The organism is Micromonospora sp. CNZ303 (genome assembly GCF_004345505.1).
Window position 1 is genome coordinate 1 of sequence record NZ_SLVT01000009.1, and the last position, 18,096, is coordinate 18,096.

Annotated in this window: 17 protein-coding genes; 5 read left to right on the forward strand and 12 right to left on the reverse strand. The window is 73.0% G+C overall.

What is annotated here, in order from left to right; all coding sequences use genetic code 11:
* Positions 1 to 127 precede the first annotated feature (127 nt).
* Positions 128 to 1,552 carry a type I glutamate--ammonia ligase gene (glnA, locus tag EV374_RS15840; protein WP_132236059.1) on the reverse strand — a complete coding sequence of 475 codons (1,425 nt, stop codon included), beginning with the start codon at positions 1,550 to 1,552 and terminating at the stop codon, positions 128 to 130.
* 263 nt (positions 1,553 to 1,815) lie between these two features.
* Between glnA and EV374_RS15845 the strand changes: the two genes are divergently transcribed.
* Entirely contained in the window at positions 1,816 to 2,217 is a 402-nt protein-coding gene (locus EV374_RS15845) for an RDD family protein (RefSeq protein WP_132236061.1), read from the forward strand.
* A 60-nt stretch (positions 2,218 to 2,277) separates the two neighbouring features.
* On the opposite strand, the gene EV374_RS15850 is transcribed toward EV374_RS15845, so the two are convergent.
* The 3 genes from EV374_RS15850 to lipA all read right to left on the reverse strand — a co-directional run bounded on the left by EV374_RS15850 (position 2,278) and on the right by lipA (position 5,969).
* Complete coding sequence (locus EV374_RS15850; protein WP_132236063.1) at positions 2,278 to 2,967, reverse strand: DUF4191 domain-containing protein; 690 nt, start codon at positions 2,965 to 2,967, stop codon at positions 2,278 to 2,280.
* 265 nt (positions 2,968 to 3,232) lie between these two features.
* Positions 3,233 to 4,855 (reverse strand): hypothetical protein, encoded by a 1,623-nt coding sequence (locus EV374_RS15855; protein WP_132236065.1) that lies wholly within the window; start codon positions 4,853 to 4,855, stop codon positions 3,233 to 3,235.
* Positions 4,856 to 4,919: 64 nt separating this feature from the next.
* The gene (gene lipA, locus EV374_RS15860) at positions 4,920 to 5,969 is read right to left on the reverse strand and encodes a lipoyl synthase (RefSeq protein WP_165947805.1); all 1,050 of its coding nucleotides are present in this window, start codon (positions 5,967 to 5,969) and stop codon (positions 4,920 to 4,922) included.
* A 422-nt stretch (positions 5,970 to 6,391) separates the two neighbouring features.
* Here lipA and aspS point away from each other — a divergent pair, with 422 nt between their 5' ends.
* The 3 genes from aspS to EV374_RS15875 all read left to right on the forward strand — a co-directional run bounded on the left by aspS (position 6,392) and on the right by EV374_RS15875 (position 9,219).
* Positions 6,392 to 7,678, forward strand: a complete 1,287-nt coding sequence (gene aspS, locus EV374_RS15865; RefSeq protein ID WP_132236069.1) for an aspartate--tRNA(Asn) ligase — start codon at positions 6,392 to 6,394, stop codon at positions 7,676 to 7,678.
* Positions 7,679 to 7,831: 153 nt separating this feature from the next.
* Positions 7,832 to 8,347 (forward strand): SigE family RNA polymerase sigma factor, encoded by a 516-nt coding sequence (locus tag EV374_RS15870; RefSeq protein ID WP_132236071.1) that lies wholly within the window; start codon positions 7,832 to 7,834, stop codon positions 8,345 to 8,347.
* A gap of 416 nt (positions 8,348 to 8,763) precedes the next feature.
* Positions 8,764 to 9,219, forward strand: coding sequence for a hypothetical protein (locus EV374_RS15875; RefSeq protein ID WP_132236073.1), 456 nt, complete (start codon positions 8,764 to 8,766; stop codon positions 9,217 to 9,219).
* Between the two features lie 15 nt (positions 9,220 to 9,234).
* Here the strand turns inward: EV374_RS15875 and lipB are convergent, their stop codons facing one another.
* Together lipB and EV374_RS15885 are read right to left on the reverse strand one after the other, a co-directional pair.
* Positions 9,235 to 9,876: a lipoyl(octanoyl) transferase LipB gene (lipB, locus tag EV374_RS15880; RefSeq protein WP_132236075.1), complete on the reverse strand. Its 642-nt coding sequence runs from the start codon at positions 9,874 to 9,876 to the stop codon at positions 9,235 to 9,237.
* Between the two features lie 103 nt (positions 9,877 to 9,979).
* Complete coding sequence (locus tag EV374_RS15885; protein ID WP_132236077.1) at positions 9,980 to 11,800, reverse strand: DUF6311 domain-containing protein; 1,821 nt, start codon at positions 11,798 to 11,800, stop codon at positions 9,980 to 9,982.
* 161 nt (positions 11,801 to 11,961) lie between these two features.
* Here EV374_RS15885 and EV374_RS15890 point away from each other — a divergent pair, with 161 nt between their 5' ends.
* On the forward strand, positions 11,962 to 13,197 hold the full coding sequence (locus tag EV374_RS15890) for an extracellular catalytic domain type 1 short-chain-length polyhydroxyalkanoate depolymerase (RefSeq protein ID WP_132236079.1): 1,236 nt from the start codon (positions 11,962 to 11,964) through the stop codon (positions 13,195 to 13,197).
* 80 nt (positions 13,198 to 13,277) lie between these two features.
* On the opposite strand, the gene EV374_RS15895 is transcribed toward EV374_RS15890, so the two are convergent.
* From EV374_RS15895 to EV374_RS15920, 6 genes are all read right to left on the reverse strand, one after another.
* Positions 13,278 to 14,180 (reverse strand): TIGR01777 family oxidoreductase, encoded by a 903-nt coding sequence (locus EV374_RS15895; protein WP_132236081.1) that lies wholly within the window; start codon positions 14,178 to 14,180, stop codon positions 13,278 to 13,280.
* 100 nt (positions 14,181 to 14,280) lie between these two features.
* Positions 14,281 to 14,796, reverse strand: coding sequence for a M23 family metallopeptidase (locus tag EV374_RS15900; protein WP_132236083.1), 516 nt, complete (start codon positions 14,794 to 14,796; stop codon positions 14,281 to 14,283).
* Between the two features lie 102 nt (positions 14,797 to 14,898).
* Positions 14,899 to 15,816 carry an LLM class flavin-dependent oxidoreductase gene (locus EV374_RS15905; RefSeq protein ID WP_132236085.1) on the reverse strand — a complete coding sequence of 306 codons (918 nt, stop codon included), beginning with the start codon at positions 15,814 to 15,816 and terminating at the stop codon, positions 14,899 to 14,901.
* A 67-nt stretch (positions 15,817 to 15,883) separates the two neighbouring features.
* The gene (locus EV374_RS15910) at positions 15,884 to 16,339 is read right to left on the reverse strand and encodes a type II toxin-antitoxin system VapC family toxin (RefSeq protein WP_132236087.1); all 456 of its coding nucleotides are present in this window, start codon (positions 16,337 to 16,339) and stop codon (positions 15,884 to 15,886) included.
* A complete protein-coding gene (locus EV374_RS15915; RefSeq protein WP_132236089.1) occupies positions 16,329 to 16,598 on the reverse strand; it encodes a type II toxin-antitoxin system Phd/YefM family antitoxin in 270 nt (89 codons plus the stop codon). The genes EV374_RS15910 and EV374_RS15915 overlap by 11 nt, the downstream gene beginning before the upstream one ends.
* Positions 16,599 to 16,671: 73 nt before the next feature.
* On the reverse strand, positions 16,672 to 18,003 hold the full coding sequence (locus EV374_RS15920; RefSeq protein WP_132236091.1) for a low temperature requirement protein A: 1,332 nt from the start codon (positions 18,001 to 18,003) through the stop codon (positions 16,672 to 16,674).
* Positions 18,004 to 18,096: the final 93 nt, after the last annotated feature.

Below are 18,096 nucleotides of genomic sequence, written 5' to 3' on the forward strand. Positions count from 1 at the left end.
AAACGCTCGGCTGGGACACCCCAGCCGAGCGCCTCGCTAAGCTCCTAGCCGTCACCGACTAGCCAACGCGTTGCAACGACCCCTTGAAACCGCCGGACCCGGGGCCTTCCTGGGGTGTTCTGCTGCGTCAGCAGTCGAAGTACATGGCGAACTCGTGCGGGGTCGGGCGCAGGCGCACCGGGTCGACCTCGTTGGTGCGCTTCCACTCAATCCAGGTCGAGATCAGGTCGGGGGTGAACACCCCGCCGTCGAGCAGGTAGTCGTGGTCGGCTTCGAGGGAGTCGAGCACCGCCGACAGCGAGCCCGGCACCTGCTTGACGTCGCCCCACTCCTCCGGCGGCAGGTCGTAGAGGTCCTTGTCGATCGGCGCCGGCGGCTCGATCTTGCTCTTGATGCCGTCGAGGCCGGCCATCATCATCGCCGAGAAGGCCAGGTAGACGTTGGCCGACGGGTCCGGCACGCGGAACTCGACGCGCTTGGCCTTCGGGTTGCTGCCCGTCACCGGGATGCGGGTGCAGGCGGAACGGTTGCGCTGCGAGTAGACCAGGTTGACCGGTGCCTCGAAGCCCGGCACCAGCCGGCGGTACGAGTTGACCGTCGGGTTGGTGAAGGCGAGCAGCGACGGGGCGTGGTGCAGCAGGCCGCCGATGTACCAGCGGGCCATGTCGGACAGGCCGGCGTAGCCGGTCTCGTCGTAGAACAGCGGCTCGCCGTTGAGCCACAGGCTCTGGTGGGTGTGCATGCCGGAGCCGTTGTCGCCGAAGAGCGGCTTCGGCATGAAGGTCGCGGTCTTGCCGTTGGCCCAGGTCTCGTTCTTCACGATGTACTTGAAGAGCTGGAGCTGGTCGGCCGCGTGCAGCAGCGTCGAGAACCGGTAGTTGATCTCGGACTGGCCGGCGGTGCCCACCTCGTGGTGCGAGCGCTCCACGGTGAATCCGCTGTCGACCAGCCGGCGCACGATGCTGTCGCGCAGGTCGGCGAGGTGGTCGACCGGCGGCACCGGGAAGTAGCCGCCCTTGTACGCGGTCTTGTAGCCGCGGTTGCCGCCCGGCTCCTCGCGGCCGGTGTTCCAGGCGCCCTCGATCGAGTCGATGTAGTAGAACGACTGGTGCGCCGAGGTCTCGTGGCGGATGGAGTCGAAGATGTAGAACTCCGCCTCCGCCCCGAAGTACGCGGTGTCGGCGATGCCGCTGGCGGCCAGGTAGGCCTCGGCCTTCTTCGCCACGTTGCGCGGGTCCCGGCTGTAGGCCTCGCGGGTGAACGGGTCGTGGATGAAGAAGTTGAGCGCGAGGGTCTTCTGCGCCCGGAAGGGGTCGATGAAGGCGGTGGCGACGTCCGGGAGCAGGAGCATGTCCGACTCGTGGATCGCCTGGAAACCGCGGATCGACGACCCGTCGAAGGCCAGGCCCTCGGTGAAGAAGGCATCGTCGACGGACTCGACCGGCAGGTTGAAGTGCTGCATCACGCCGGGCAGGTCACAGAATCGTACGTCGACGAACCTCACGTCCTCGTTCTTGAGGTATCGCAGGAGTTCCTCGGGATTGGCGAACACACGTCCTCCTGGCACGTCCACGGGTGGCTAGGCTCTTGGCGACGCTATGGCCGCGCGGTTGCCCGGCCATGTCTTGAGTGTTTCTGCCGTGTTACGTCCCTCGCGGAGCGTCATCCGCGCCGCTCGGGCGGGCCGGACCGGGCGACGGGACACCACCGGCTGTGCCATTCTATTGACACTTGCTCGCTTTCGCCCCTTTTTGTTGCCCGGGTGCGGGCTACCGTCCCCGATCCGTCCATACCCCCTGGATACCCTTGACCGTTGTGACCAAGCCGCATGATCGCCCCGTACCGCCCGCGTCGGATCCCGCCTTCACGCCGCCCAGCCTGGGGCGCCGGTTCGGCGCGCTGGTGATCGACTGGGTGCTCTGCCTGCTCGTCGCCGGGGGCTTCGCCGACCCGGTCCGCGACGGGTGGGCGCCCGTGCTGGTGCTGATCGTCGAGTACGGCTTCTTCCTCGGGCTCTTCGCGCAGACGCCGGGCATGTTCATCACGAAGGTCCGCTGTGTCGCCTGGGCCGATGGCGGTCGCATCGGGGTGGCCCGGGCCCTGCTGCGCGGCCTGCTGCTCGCCCTGGTCGTTCCGGCCCTGCTGATGGACGGCCACCGTCGCGGCCTGCACGACCGCCTGGCGGGCTCCGTCGTCACCGACGCCCCCCGCCCCTGAGACGCACGAAGAGCCGGGCCCCGCGAGCAGGCCCGGCTCTTTCGCGTACGCGTCGGAAGGTCAGCGACCGCGCGTCTGGCGGAACGCGCCCCGCGCGGGTCGCATGTTCTTCGGGATCGCGCCCTTGGGCATCTGCGGGCGGGCGGTGAGCGCCTTGAGCCGCTTGTCCAGCGAGTTGACGTCCTTGCCGCTGAGGTTGCGCGGCAGCCGCATCAGCGTCATGCGCAGCTTGCGGATCGGCAGCTCGCCCTCCTCCTGCCCGATCACGTAGTCGAAGAGCGGGGCGGAGCCGATCACCTTCGCCAGCCGCCGCTTCTCCTGGCCGAGCAGCCCGCGTACCCGCTGCGGGTTGCCCTCCGCCAGCAGGATCACCCCGGGCCGGCCGATGACCAGGTGGACCATGTCCATCTGCGTGGTGGAGCTGACCGCCGGGGTGACCCGCCAGTCGCCCCGCATGCTCTCCATGATCTGGGCCGCCGCGCCGGGCTGCCCCTCGGCGGCGTTCATCATCGCCCGGTTGGACCGCAGGTTGAGCACGATCAGCAGGCAGAGCAGGGCGAACAGGATGCCCAGCGGCAGCCAGATCCAGCCCCAGAGCAGGACCGCGACCACGGTGAGCGCGAGCGGGATCAGCACCGCGCCGGCGGCCAACGGCGCGAACCACCGGTCCTGCTTGGCGGTGAACTTGAACACCATCCCGATCTGCTTCAGCCGCTGGCCGAACGAGACCTTCTCCTGGGGCTTTGCCATGCCGCAGAGTCTAGTGGTCGCCGCACGTCGCGTTGTCCGCGGCCGGGCTGAGCACCGTACGCCGCTGTACCGCCGCCGGGGCCGGGAGCAGGACGGTGGATCGGGCGGCCCCGAACCAACCTGCCGTCCGTGTCCGGCCCGCGCCGCCTCCAGCTCCGCGCCCGGCCGCGCCGGTTCCAGCTCCGCGCCGGGCTGCGGCTCGGTCGGGCCCACCCCACCGCTCAGGAACTGGTGGACCGCGCCCTGGTCTGGGCGGAAGCTTCGGTCAGGGGCGGGGCAGGTAGATCCGCCAGCCGGGGACGGTGACCAGGTCGAGCGCGGCCGGGTCGGTGCGACGGCGCTCGTCCAGGCGGGCCGCCAGCGGCGAGCCGGCCGGCGCGACCCAGGCCGGTGCCGTCGACTGGCGCACCGCCCGGCGGTACGGCAGGTACCGGTCGTGCCCCGGGCGCAGGTCGTCGTTGACGACCGCGCAGAGCACGTCCTCGCGGGTGGCGAAGGTGAGCCGGTTGCAGGTCCAGTAGCCGCCGTACACGTGCCGGACGCCCCGCTGGCGCAGCGCGGCGACCAGTCCGGCGTGCCGGGCCTCGGCGGCGCGGGCGGCCGGCGCGGCGTCGACCGCGCCGGCGGTGGCCACGGCTGCGGTGCCCAGCGTCGCCGCGAGCACCAGCACCGCCGCGACACCCGTCACGCCCCGGCGGGCGGCCGACCAGAGCGGCCAGAGCAGGGCCGGAACGGAGATGAGCAGGCAGGACAGGTACCGGGAGCTTTCCACCGGCGTGCGCCCCGCAGCACTGCTGGCCGTGTACAGGGCGAGCGTCAAGACGGCCGCGCCCACGAGACCGAGCCGCACCGCACCGCTCGCCGCCGCGCTGGATCTTGGACAGTTGCCGTCAGTCCTGAACGGCAACTGTCCAAGATCTGCGACGGGTGGGCGCAGCGCGCGCCAGGCCGAGAAGGCCGCCGCGAGGAGCAGCAGCGGGAGGGCGACCGCCCACCACGACTGGCCGGGCGTGCAGTGGCTCGGGGAGCAGAAGCCCATGCCCAGCGGCGGGCCGAGCACCAGCCCGCCGTGCAGCCGGTCCGCCCAGCCGGCGGGCTGCCCGGAGCCGCCGGCGACGAGCACCGCCGCGACCGGATTGCGCCCCGTCGCCAGGCTGTGCACCAGCAGCGGCGCGGCCCCGACGAGCGCGGCGGCACCGAGCAGCACGCCGGCGCGGCCGCGCAGTTCCCGCCAGCCGTACGCGAGAAGCACCGCGCCGGTCGCCGCCACGTACGGCAGCACCAGCGGGTCCACCCAGAGCATCAGCCCGGCCAGGAAGCCCCACCCCGCCCAGCGCGGCAGCCGGCGTCCCGGGCGGCCGGCCGCCAGGTCGTACGCCAGCACGGCCAGCGCCACCCCGGCCGCGTTCATCTCCGGGTAGCCGCCCCCGGCGATGAGCTGGTTCTTCACCACCCGGTCCGAGCCGAGCGCCAGCAGCGCCACGACGAGCAGGGCGAACCAGTGGTCCCCGGTCAGCCGCAGCGTCAGTCGCCAGGCGAGCACGACGAAGACCGCGTACAGGGCGAGGGTGGGCAGGCGCAGCCCGAGCGTCGACGGGCCGACCAGCGCGAACACCGGCGCGGCCAGGTAGGCCTCCAGCGTGCCCATGTACGCCTGGCCGTAGAACCAGACGGGGAACTCCTGCCCGCGGGAGATGTGCAGCGCGGCCAGGCCCATGGTGGCCTCGTCGCTGTTGGTCGGCGGCGCGTCGTGCAGCAGCAGCCCGAGGCGGTAGCCGGTCCCGGCCACGACGGCGAGCACGGCGAGGACGGTCGGCAGTACGGGCCGCCGGTCGGGCGGGAGCGCGGGACGCGAGTCACGCCACCGCTGGCGTACGCCGACCGTCATGAGCCGATCATGGCAGTTTGCCGCCGGCCCGTGGTCGAACGGTGCCGGCGCGTCGCCGGGGTGGTCAGCCGGCGGTGACCGGAAGGCCCTCGCGGGCCTCGAGCGCCTGCCGGTAGAGCTGCCCGGCCCGGTACGACGAGCGCACCAGCGGCCCGCTCATCACGCCCGCGAAGCCGATCTCCTCGGCCTCCTCGCGCAGCTCGACGAACTCCTCCGGCTTGACCCAGCGGGTGACCGGGTGGTGCCGGGGGGTGGGGCGCAGGTACTGCGTGATGGTGATCAGCTCGCAGCCGGCCTCGTGCAGGTCGCGCAGCGCCTGGGAGACCTCGGCGCGCTCCTCGCCCATGCCCAGGATCAGGTTGGACTTGGTGACCAGCCCGTCGGCGCGGGCCTGCCGGATCACGTCCAGCGACCGCTCGTAGCGGAAGGCCGGCCGGATCCGCTTGAAGATCCTCGGCACGGTCTCCACGTTGTGGGCGAGCACCTCCGGCCGGGCGCCGAAGACCTCGGCGAGCTGCTCGGGGACCGCGTTGAAGTCGGGGATCAGCAGCTCGACGCCGCAGCCCGGCTGGAGGGCGTGGATCTGCCGGACGGTCTCGGCGTAGAGCCACGCGCCGCCGTCGGGCAGGTCGTCGCGGGCCACGCCGGTGATGGTCGCGTAGCGCAGGCCCATCGAGACCACCGACTCGGCGACGCGGCGCGGCTCGTCGGCGTCGAACTCGGCCGGCTTGCCGGTGTCGATCTGGCAGAAGTCGCAGCGCCGGGTGCACTGGTCGCCACCGATGAGGAAGGTGGCCTCCCGGTCCTCCCAGCACTCGTAGATGTTGGGGCAGCCGGCCTCCTGGCAGACGGTGTGCAGCCCTTCGCGCGAGACGAGCCCGCGCAGCTGGGTGTACTCCGGCCCCATCTTGGCCTTGACCTTGATCCACGGCGGTTTGCGCTCGATCGGTGTCTCGGCGTTGCGCGCCTCGATCCGCAGGAGACGCCGCCCCTCGGGGGCGGGCGTCGTCGTGCGCGCTGCCTGGCCGGTCGTCGGCGCGGAGTGCTCGATCGTCACAAAACCGAGCCTACGCCCGACGGCCGCCGTCGATGTAGCTCGGGCGACCGGCGTCACCCCGGGAGTCTTGTGACGCCGGACACCGGGGTCGGGAAAAACCAGTCACAGGAGCCTCGGCGGGGGTGCTAGCGTGCCCGCCAGAGCTGTGACGGAGCCGAGTAGCGCCCCGACCCGCCAGTTGAAGAGAGCCGCCGGTTGCTGCGAGGCGGTCTGGCACCGGGCCCGCGAAGACCCTCCCGAGCTGCGGGAAGAACGGCGGATGGCCGGCGCGCCGCGCGCCTGCGCGGGCAGGCCGCACCGCCCAGTAGAGCCCGCCCGGCTGGCCCCGGTGAAAAGGCGACGAACGAGGCCCCCGTTTCGCGGGGGCGAAGGTGTGGTGGCACCGCGAGGTTTCCCGCTCGCCCACACCTGACGGGGTTGGGGCGACGCCCGCCACCGGAGCTGGCAGGCGTCGCGATCGACCGAGAGGCAGCCCTGCCATGCAACGTGTCCTGTCCCGCCAACTCTCCGCCCATGTCGGCGTACCCGTCCGGATCGCCGGCTGGGTGCACCGCCGCCGGCTGCTCAAGTCGGTGGCCTTCCTGATCGTCCGGGACGCCGCCGGCCTGACCCAGGTGGTGGTCACCGACCCGGCCGTCCGTGCCGAGGTGGAGGCACTCACCGAGGAGACGGTCGTCGAGGTCACCGGCACGGTGGTCGCGAACCCGACCGCGCCCGCCGGGGTCGAGCTGACCGCGCCGACGGTACGACCACTCGGCCCGCCCGCCGTACCGCCGCCGTTCGACCTGTACCGGCCGGCACTCACCGCGAGCCTGCCCACCCAGCTCGACCACGCGCCGGTCGCGCTGCGCCACCCGACCCGGGCGGCGGCGCTGCGCGTCTCGGCGGCGGCGGTGGCGGGGTTCCGGGCCACGCTCGAGGCCCGCGAGTTCGTGGAGATCCACACCCCGAAGGTGGTGGGCTCGTCCACCGAGAGCGGGGCGAACGTCTTCGCGCTGGACTGGTTCGGCCGGCCCGCGTACCTGGCGCAGTCGCCGCAGTTCTACAAGCAGCTCATGGTCGGCGTCTTCGAGCGCGTCTACGAGGTGGGGCCGGTGTTCCGGGCCGAGCCGCACGACACCGTCCGGCACCTGGCGCAGTACACCTCGCTCGACGCCGAGCTGGGCTTCGTCGCCGACCACCGGGACGTCATGGCCGTGCTGCGGCACACCGTGGCCGGCATGCTCGACGCGGTACGCGAGCGGGCCGGGGGTGCGCTCGCGACCCTCGGGGTGTCGGCTCCGGACGTGCCGGCCGAGATCCCCGCCGTGCACTTCACCGAGGCGCTCAGGATCGCGGGCGCGCCGGCCGACGAGCCGGACCTCGCCCCGGCGCACGAGCGGGCGCTGGGCGAGTGGGCGCGGCGGGAGCACGGGTCGGAGTTCCTCTTCGTCACCGGGTACCCGATGGCGAAGCGGCCCTTCTACACCCACCCGGACCCGGCGCGGCCCGCGTACTCCAACGGGTTCGACCTGCTCTTCCGTGGCCTGGAGCTGGTGACGGGCGGGCAGCGGCTGCACCGGCACGCCGACTACCTGGCGGCGCTCGCCGCCCGGGGCGAGCCCGTCGAGCCGTACGCCGGTTACGTCGACGCGTTCCGGCACGGCATGCCCCCGCACGGCGGCTTCGCCATCGGCCTGGAACGCTTCGTGGCCCGCCTCACGGGCGCGGCCAACGTCCGGGAGGTGACCGCCTTCCCCCGGGACCTCCACCGCCTGACCCCCTGACGCGTGGGAGCCGGGCCCTGACCCCTCCCGGGGTCGTGGGCCCGACTCGTCAGTGGTGGCCGATCCTCTTGTCGGCTCCGATTGGTCAGAGGGTCGGTAAACCTGCTGGCCCCTCCGGCGCGTGTAGAACCCGACGGAGAGGACACGCAGCCGATGCGAGCGGACGATGAGCGGCAGTTCACCTGCTGGGTCGAGGCGCGGGCGCCAGCGTTGCGGCGTACGGCCTTCCTGATCTGCGGTGACTGGCACGCCGCCGACGACGCCGCGCAGACCGCCCTGACAAAGCTCTACCTGGCGTGGCCCCGCCTGACCCGGCGGGACGACATCGACGGATATGCCTGGCGTGTGCTGGTCCGTTCGGTGACCGACGAGTGGCGTCGGCCGTGGCGGCGGCGGGAACGGTCGGTCGACCTGGTGCCAGACCGGGCGGCCGACGACCCGACGGGACAGGTGGACCAGCAGCGGGCGGTGCTCGACGCGCTGGCCCGCCTGCCCGGTCGGCAACGCGCCGCGTTGGTGCTCCGTTTCTGGCAGGACCTGTCGGTCGAACAGACCGCGGCCGTGCTCGGATGCAGCGTCGGTGCCGTCAAGAGTCACACCTCCCGCGGCCTGCACACGCTCCGGGGCCACCTGCGGGAGGCGGACCTGAGGGAGTCGGAGGAAGTGTGATGGGCATGGACGATCAGGACATCCGGCGACTGCTCTCGACGGCACTGGGCAGCGAACCGCCAAACCGGTTCGAGGCTGCGGGCGTCGTTGCGCGCGGGCGGCGCGCCCGGATCCGCCGCCGGTTCGCCGCGTCAGCAGGGGCCGCGGTGGCCGTGGCCGCGCTCACGCTCCCGCTGGCCGCCGCGCAGCGCCCAGCGGATACGCGGTCCGCCGCGCCCGCCCCCTCCAGCGTCGAGCCGACGCCGTTCCCGACCGGCACGGCGCCGCCACCGCCGGCCTCCGGGTCGTCGTCACCCGCCCCGCCGCCGTCGCCCGATCCGACTGGGCCGGTCGTGCTTACGGCCGGCTGCGCGACGGCCGATCCAGGGGCGGCCAACCCGGACGAGCATGGCCTGCCGGCCAATCAGCCGAGGCTCATGGACGTCCACGCACGCCTGGAGCCGGAGGCGAAGAGGAGGTTCCGGAAGGTGTACGCGGGAATGCGCCTCGCGTCGCCGCGCGACCGGGTCGAGGTGTTCCGCAAGCCATCGCCGGCGTTCGACCGCTGGGTGCTCCGCGAGTTCGCCGACGAGTGCGTGGAGGTCCGCGACGCCGCGTACTCGGCGGTGGAGATCAGCTCCCGGGCGGATCAGGTCATGGCTGACCGGGCGTACTGGGCGGGACGGAACATCGAGATCGTCTCGGTCAGCTACGACTACACCGGTCGCACGCTGCCCGTCGCGGTCCTCGGTGACGTCGCCCGGGCCCGCGCCGAATTCCCCGAACGGTACGGCGCGGGCGTGCCCGTCGAGGTCAGTGAAGCCGTCGGTCGACCCCGTCCCCTCGTCGGCACCGCACCGGCGGCCTCGGTGCCGGGCGACGTCACCAGATAGGGGGCCGGGCGGGAATCAGGTCGTGACGAGGGTGGGCAGGTGGCGCTCCACGACCGGCAGTACGTCGGCCACGGGCACCGGGCGGCCCAGCTCGGCGGTGAGCGAGGTGACCCCGGCGTCGCGGATGCCGCAGGGCACGATCCGGTCGAAGTGGCCGAGGTCGCAGTCGCAGTTGATGGAGAAGCCGTGCAGGGTCACCCCGCGGGCGACCCGGATGCCGATGGCCGCCACCTTGCGCGCCGGGCCCCGGTCGTCCTCGGGCACCCAGACCCCGCTGCGCCCCTCCACCCGGCCGGCGGTCAGCCCGAACTCGGCGCAGACGTCGATCAGCAGCTGCTCGGTGCGGCGGACGTAGGCGACCACGTCGACCGGGTCGGGCAACCGCACGATGGGGTAGCCGACCAGCTGCCCCGGGCCGTGCCAGGTGATCTTGCCGCCCCGGTCCACGTCGACGACCGGGGTGCCGTCCATGGGGCGGTCCCACGGCTCCGTGCGCTTGCCGGCGGTGTAGACGCTGGGGTGCTCCAGCAGCAGCACGGTGTCGCCCTGCTCGCCGGCCACCACCGACTCGTGCAGCCGGCGCTGCTCGTCCCAGGCGGCCTGGTAGTCGAGGACACCGGCGCGGACGGCCGTGAGGCCGGGGGTCGTCGTGGTCACGCCGCCAAGCCTAGACCCGTACCGGTCGGTCACCAGCGGTGACGCGGCTCACGACGGGACCCGGCGGCGGGGCCGGCCGCCCGCGATCGGCCGGGGCGGCGGCTCAGCCCTGCGGGACCCGCCACAGCCACACGTCGTCCACCCGCTCGGGCGGGCCGAGCAGCGCGGTCACGGTACGCAGGATCGCCTCCTCGTCGACCGGCCACTTCGCCCCGTGCACCTCGTCGGCCAGCACGACCGTCTCGACGCGCCAGTGCCGCAGGTCAGCGCGGACCTCCTCGATGCTGCCCTCGGTGATGATCGGGACCAGCCCGTCCCGGCCGGCCTGGTCCACCAGTGCGCCGAACGGGCGCGGCACCGGGCCGATCCGCCCCCGGCCGTCGGGGCCACCGGGGCCGAGGAAGAAGCCGGAGGGGATCGCGAACTCGCCCTGCCGGTGTGCCAGGGCGTACGCCTGCCAGCGCTGGCCGTCGGGGTAGACGTCGAGGGTCAGCGGTACCGGGGTCAGCACCCCGCCGGGGGAGACGTACTCCCGCCAGGTCCCGGCAGTGATGAAGCGCGGGATCGGCTCGCGCTCGATGGTCAGCAGCGGGGTCGGCGCCAGCGGCAGCAGCGCCAGTGCGAACCCCGCCCACCAGGCCAGCCGCGTCCGGCGGTGCCGGGGCGGGTCGGCGCGGAGCTGGTCGACGGCGTACGCGAGCAGCACCCCGATCACCGGTGCCACGATCAGCGCCAGCCGGGCGGGCAGGGCGGCGTTCACCACCGGCAGGTGCCCGAGCAGGTCGAACGGCATCGGCAGGTCGACGCGCCGCCCGTCGAGCTTGGCCACGGGGCCGAACGAGAGCACCGTGAAGACGGCGGCGGTCACGCCCAGCGCCCAGAGCGTGGCCCGGCGGCCCGCGTCGGCGCGGCGCCACAGCAGCACGAAGCAGGCGACGGCGAGCAGCAGCAGGGGAATGCCGAAGAAGGAGTTCTCCTCGGTCGGGTTCGGCGCCAGTTGGGTGCCCAGCCCCGCCTCTCCGGCGAGCGACCGGCGCGGGTACGCCCCGTAGGCGACGACGTCCTCGGAGTGGATGACCGCGTCGAAGCCGGTGCCGTGGAAGCGCTGCGGGCCGGCGAAGTGCAGCCACAGCGGGTACGCCAGCAGCACCCCCGCGACGACGGCGGTGACGCCGAGGCCGCGCAGGAAGGTCGGCAGCACCGCGCGGGCCTCGGCGCGGTGGGCCGGGTGCAGCGCCCAGACCGCGACGAAGACGCCGAGCGCCAGCGCGGTGAAGAAGAGCCCCTCGGCGGCGATGGAGAAGGCGACGGCGACGAGCACGCCGAGGATCGCGCCGTCGCGCAGCGGGTGCCGGGAGCGGCGGAGCGCGAAGGTCCGCCAGATCAGCAGCGGCACCAGCCAGCCCGCCGTCCAGTTCAGGTGGGCGTTGGCGTGCGAGACCATGCCGGGGGAGAAGCCGATGAACAGCCCACCGACGGCGGCGGCGAGCGGGCTGCGGACCAGGTGCCGGGAGAGCAGCCAGTACCAGGCGAACGCGGTGGCGGCCAGGTTGAGGGTGAGGATCACCAGGAACGTGGCGGGGGGCCCGATCAGGTACGTCAGCGGCGCGAAGACCACCGCGTACACGGTGATCGAGGTGTTGACCGCGAGGTTCACCCCGTCGGGGACGTTGACCAGGTACGTGAAGAGCGGGTTGTCGCCGTGAGTCACCGCGTGGCCGCCGAAGGCCAACAGCCACTCGAATAGCGCCTGGTCGCTGGAGTTGACCGTGATGGCGCGGCCGTTCGGGTCCAGCCACAGCCCGCTGGTCACCCAGACGGCGAGCGCCAGCGCGACCAGCGCCACGATCAGGTCGGCCCGCCGGTGGCGGACGACGCGGGGCGGCGAGGCCGGCGAAGGCGCCAGGGACGGGGAGGTCGGCACGCAGCGGACGTTACCAACCGCACCGGGGCACGCCGGTCAGGACGCACATCCTCCGGGCGCGGAATGTGTGACCGTGCCCCATGTCACACCATCGACGCATCGACGTAACGTCGCGGCAATTCGCGGGTGACCCAGTTCACACCCCGTCCCCAGGAGGCCCCGTGCGCCGCTACCCGTCCCTGTTCTCCCGGCTGACCGGCGCGGTCGCCGGGATGGTCCTCGCCGCCGCCGCGGTGGCGACCGTCGCCGCCCCTGCCCAGGCCGCCACCCTCACCCAGGTCACCAACTTCGGCTCCAACCCCGGCAACCTCGCCATGTACGCGTACCGGCCGGACAACCTGCCGGCGGGAGCCCCGGCCGTCGTGCTGCTGCACGGCTGCACCCAGAACGCGGCCGGCTACTTCGCCAACTCCGGCTGGCAGAAGTTCGCCGACCAGTGGAAGTTCACCCTGATCGTGCCGCAGCAGTCCAGCGCCAACCAGCCGCTGAGCTGCTTCAACTGGTTCGTCGAGCAGGACATCACCCGAGGCTCCGGCGAGGCCCTGTCGATCAGGCAGATGGTCGACCACGCCAGGAACAACTACGGCACCGACGCCCGCCGGGTGTTCGTCAGCGGCCTCTCCGCCGGCGGGGGGATGAGCGCGGTCATGCTGGCCACCTACCCGGACGTGTTCGCCGCCGGCTCGGTCGTCGCCGGCCTGCCGTACCGCTGCTCCCCGCCCGCCTCCACCAGCACCTGCCAGTACAGCGGCGTGAACAAGACCCCGCAGCAGTGGGGTGACCTGGTCCGGGCCGCGTACCCCGGGCACACCGGCCCGCGCCCCCGGGTCGCCATCTGGCACGGCACGTCGGACTCCACCGTCGTGCCGGCCAACGCCACCGAACTGCGCGACCAGTGGACCAACGTCCGGGGCGTCCCGCAGACCCCCACCAGCACCGCGTCGCTGCCCGCCAACACCAGCCTGGAGGTGTACGGCAACAACGACGTCCGCGTCTACCGGGTCTCCGGCATGGGTCACGGCACCCCGGTCGACCCGGGCCCGGGCGCCGAGCAGTGCGGCACCGCCGCCGCGTACCTGCTCGACACCATCTGCTCGGCGTACCACGACGCGGTCTTCTTCGGCCTGAACGGCGGGACGAACCCCACCCCGACGCCGACGGCGAGCCCCACCGCGTCCCCGACCGCGAGCCCCACGGCCTCCCCGACCGCCAGCCCGACCACGGCGCCGACCTGCGTCACGGCCAGCAACTACGCGCACGTCGCCGCCGGGCGCGCCTACCAGTCCGGCGGCTACGCCTACGCCAACGGCTCGAACCAGCGGATGGGCCTCTACAACACCTTCTACACCAGCACCCTCAAGCAGACCGGCCCCAACCACTGGGTGATCGGCTGCTGATCCCGCTCCCGGCGCGTCGATCATGACGTTGTCGTCACCCCGCCCCGCGCGGCGTGACGACAACGTCATGCTCGACCGGATCAGGGGGCGGTGAGGGCCGCGTGCAACGCGGCGGCCAGGGTGGGGTGGCGGTAGGTGAAGCCGGCCCCGGTGAGCACGCCCGGGAGGACGCGGGTGCTGGTCAGCGCCTCGTGCGCGAAGCCGCCCAGCACCACCTTCAACGCCAGCGCCGGGATCGGGACGATCGCCGGCCGGCGCAGCTGCCGGGCCAGCTCCCGGGTGAACTCGGCGTTGGTCACCGGGGCCGGCCCGACCAGGTTGACCGGCCCCACCAGGTCGTCGCGGTCCAGCACGAACCGCGCGGCGTCCAGCCAGTCCGCCATGGAGATCCACGGCAGCCACTGCCGGCCGCTGCCGAGCCGCCCGGCGATACCCAGCCGGAACGGCAGCAGCTGCGGCTTGAGCAGCCCGCCGTCGCGGTGCAGCGGCAGGCCGATGCGCAGCCGTACGACGCGTACGCCCGCGTCCTCGGCCGGCCGGGTCGCGGCCTCCCAGACCCGGCAGACGTCGGCCAGGAAGCCCTCGCCCGCCGGGGCGTCCTCCTCGACCGCCCGGTCGCCGGTGTTGCCGTACCAGCCGACCGCCGAGGAGTTGAGCAGTGTCCTCGGCCGGTCGGCCTCGGGCAGGCCGGCGACGGTGATCGCCAGCGTGGTGGTGGTGTCGACCCGGCTGGACCGGATCAGCTGCCGGTACTCGTCGTTCCACCGCTTGTCGCCCACGCCCGCGCCGGCCAGGTTGACGACCGCGTCCGCCTCCGCCACCACCGCCGGGTCGAGCTGCGCGGCGGACGGGTTCCACTGCCGCTCGTCGGCGGTGCGCGGCGGCCGGCGGACCAGCCGGGTGACCTGGTGGCCGTCCGCCGTGAGCCGGTCGACCAGCCGGGTGCCGAGGAAGCCGGACGCGCCGGCCATGAGGATCCGCATGCTCCCATCTTCGGGTACGGACGGCGGATCGGATGCGCTGTGGCGGGCGCGCACCGCACCGGGCGCGACGCCGCCGGCCGGCCGGCGGCGTCGCGCCGGATCAGCAGCCGGCGGTACGCGTGTAGTTCCGCGTCCCGAAGTAGAGGGCCAGGTTGCCGCTGAAGCGCACCTTGATGTCGCTGCCGTTGAGGCGCTGCTCGTAGTGCAGGTGGGAGCCGGAGGAGCCGCCGCTGTTGCCCACGTAGCCGATGGTGGTGCTGTAGCCGACGGACTGGCCGACCGAGACGTTGAACCCGCTGAGGTGGGCGTAGTAGGTGGTGTACCCGTTGCCGTGGTTGATCCGCACGTACCGGCCGTAGCTGGTGTCGCCGAGGTTGGCGACGACGTCCACCGTGCCCGGGGCGCTGGCCTTGACCGGATCGCCGTGGTCGTTGGTCCGGTTGAAGTCGATCGCGTACTGCGGGCTGTGGGCGGTGCGGGTCTGGCCGGACCACGTCTGGTTGCACGGGAACGGCGTGCGGAACGACGGCGCGGCGGCGGCGGGCGACGCCGGCACCAGGAACGCGGCGGTCGCCAGCACGGCGACGCTGAGGGAACTCGTCAGGCGGGTACGCATCCGAACCTCCACGATCATAACCTTCGATCTATCTGCCGGATGATGTCAGAAAGTTTCGATGACCGGAAGCGTCCCCGCCCCGAAGTGCCGTCGATGCGTCGCTCAGGCGGCGAGGCGGGCCAGCACCGGCGTGAGCGGGTCGAGCGCGTCCTCGCGTACGACGAAGCGGGTGACGCCCCAGCGGCGCCGGTGTTCGGCGACCGCCGCGACGATCTCGTCCTCCGTGCCGATCAGCACGAATGGCGTCGCGAGCAGCTCGGCGACGGTCAGGCCGATCCGCTCGGCGGTCGGCGCGGCGGCGGCCTCGGCGTCGTCGGTGACGACGACGTGCTGCACGAGCGCCTCCAGCACCGGCGGCTCGGCCCGCCCCCGCGCTCCGGCGGCGACGCAGGCCAGTTGTGCCTCGATGTCCGCCTCGCGCCAGCGCACGTCGTGCCGGTGGCCGTCGGGCAGCGTGCGCCCCAGGCCGGACAGCCCGACCACATCGGCGTGCGCGCCGGCCCAGCGCAGCATCGCCGAGTTCGCCGTGCCGAGGGTGAACGGGATCCGCCGCTGCACCGGGCGCGGGGTCTCCAGCCGCGCGCCCCGCAGCACCAGGTCGGGGGAGTCGACGGTGACCTCCTCGCCGTCGAGCAGGGCCAGGACGGCGTCCGCCACGGCCAGGCAGCGGCGTACCCGACCGGCGACGTCGGGGCGCTCCCGGCCGACCGCGCGCCACTCGGCGGGGGTGTGGCCGGCGCCGAGGCCGAACCGGGCCCGCCCGCCGGAGAGCAGGTCGAGGGAGGCCACGTCCGAGGCGAGCAGCATCGGCTCGCGGACGCCGGCGTTCGAGACGTACGAGCCCAGGCCGATCGTCGAGGTCACCGCCGCCGCGGCGGCCAGCGAGACGAAGGGGGACGCCGCCGAACCCGGATGGTCGGCGGTGAACAGGGCGTCGAAGCCGGCCGCCTCGACCCGCCGGGCCAGCTCCAGCCAGCTCGGGCCGTCGGACGGGATCGCCTGGAGGGTGAAGGTAGCCATGGACCCACCCTGCCGGGCCCGAGCCCGCCGGCAAAGCCCGACGGGGGCGATTCTGCTACCGGCAGACCTACCCGTGCTGCGGCGGGAAGGAGGCCCGGTGCCGCCCTCGGGGCCGGCGGACCGGCCGGACGGAGACCAACTCCTCCAGCCCGACGAAGTCGGTCGGGTTGGTGGTGTAGAGCGACAGCCCGTTCGCGTACGCGATGGAGGCGATCATCAGGTCCGCCAGCCGGCGGCGGGTGGTGCGGCCCGTGGCCAGGACCGCACTGGTGACCAGGCCGAAGGCCCGCGCGGCCTCGGCGTCGAAGGGCAGCGGCTCGAACACGGCCTCGGCATGCTGGAGGACGCTGGTCCGCCGGGCCCGCTCGGCGCGGTCGTCGGTGTGGTGCGGGCCGGCGGAGAGCTCCGCGAGCGTCACCGCGCTGATCACCATCTGCTCGGGCAGGTCCTCCGGGCCGAGGGCGCCGAGATGGATCACGACGTTCGTGTCGATCAGGCCACGGACCGGCGCCTCACCACTCACGGCTGAACGGGTCCTGCTCGACCGACGAATCGATGTCCGCGCGGAACCTCTCGTCGTCGAGTACGGGGGCCGTCGCGAAGGCGGCGAGCACCTCAGCCCGGGGGACGAACGTGCGCCGGCGCAGCGGGATGAGCTTTCCGACGGGGGTGCCGTTGCGCGTGATGACGAAGGACTCGCCGGACTCGACGTGCCGCATGATCGCGCCCGAGTCGTTGCGCAGTTCCCGCTGCGTTATCTCCCGGTGGGCGTGCTCTGCCACGACACGATCCTAGTCCAGGGTGCTACGGAGTGCTACGACCTGGCGGGGGAGCGGTGTGCTCCGGGCCCGAGTGTCAGGTCGACGGCTCATCCGGGGCGGGCTCGCGCCAGCGGGCGCGCCAGGCGGCCTCGTGCGCCTCGTGGGTGCTCTTCTCCTCGAAGACCATTTCGCGCAGGGCACGTCGGGAATCCGCCATGACCACCGCCTCGACGGCCACCAGGCCGACGCAGATCGCGGTGAGCAGGGTGAGGGCGGCCAACCCCGGCAGCCGTTGGCCGACGGGAAGGGTGGCGGCCAACAGCAGCACGGCACCGACCCTGGTCCACGAGACGGTGCGCAGGGTGCGCCACTGGAACAGCATGTTCGCGCACAGGTAGCAGGCGACCCCGCCGAACAGCAGCAGGACGCCGGGGCCCTGCGTGGGGTCCCCGACGGGCGTGCCCGGATCGGCGACCTGGTGCACGATCTCCTCGGCGCCGAGGGCGAACAGGATGATCCCGGCGATCATCGGCAGGTACATGTAGGCGTACGCGTCGCGGGCCATCGAGACCCGGGGCCGGCCCTCGGCCGCGTGCAGGGCTATCCGGGCGGCCGGTGCGATCACGTCGTAGTGCGCCCACCACAGCGCGGCCGTGAAGAAGATGCCGAGCACCGCCGCGGCGACCGCCGGCCAGGTCGGGGGCTGGCCGAGCAGGTTGCTGCCGACGCCGACGGAGATGACGGACTCGCCCAGGGCGATGATCAGGATCAGGTCGTAGCGCTCGGTCCAGTGCTCGGCGGAGGTCACCGTCCAGCCCCAGGCACCGGCGACCAGGCCCATGCCGTACTGGAGCAGGACGACGCTGACCCAGAGGCCGTCGCGCAGCATCGCCGCCAGGCCCGGGTCCTCGATCTGCGGCGGGATCAGCGCGGCGGCCGTGAGCAGCAGGGTGCTGACCGTAACCTCTGGGGAGTACTTCAGCAGCAGCCGCCGCTCCCCGGGTCTCTCCTGCGCGACGTGCCAGTACAGCGCCAGGTGCACGCCCCGGATCACCACGTAGCTCAGCGCGACCACCATCGGTCCGGCGGCCACGTCGGTCGCGTCGCTGAAGGCCTGGGGGAGCGACAGCGCGAAGCAGAACAGCGCCGCCATGCCGACGACCATCAGCACCGGTACGAAGCCCTCGCCGAGCCGTACCCGCGTGGCGACCACGCAGTGGACGACCCAGCACCACCAGAGCACGGCGAGCACGAGCAGGGCGTGTGCGAGCTGATAGCCGGAGATGTGGGCGGCGGTGGCCCGCGTGATGATGAAGAACGAGAAGACGAAGACCAGGTCGAAGAAGACCTCGAACCGGTCGACCCGGGCGCCGGGGGCGATCGAGACGGCCGGTCCCAGCCGCTCGCGCCACCGGATGCCGCCCACCTCATCCACTCTGGCAGTGCCCTGTCGCCGCCGGGCCGGAATCGCGTGAGCCTGCCGAGGGCCATAGGGCGGCGGTGGACGGGGCGGCCCGAA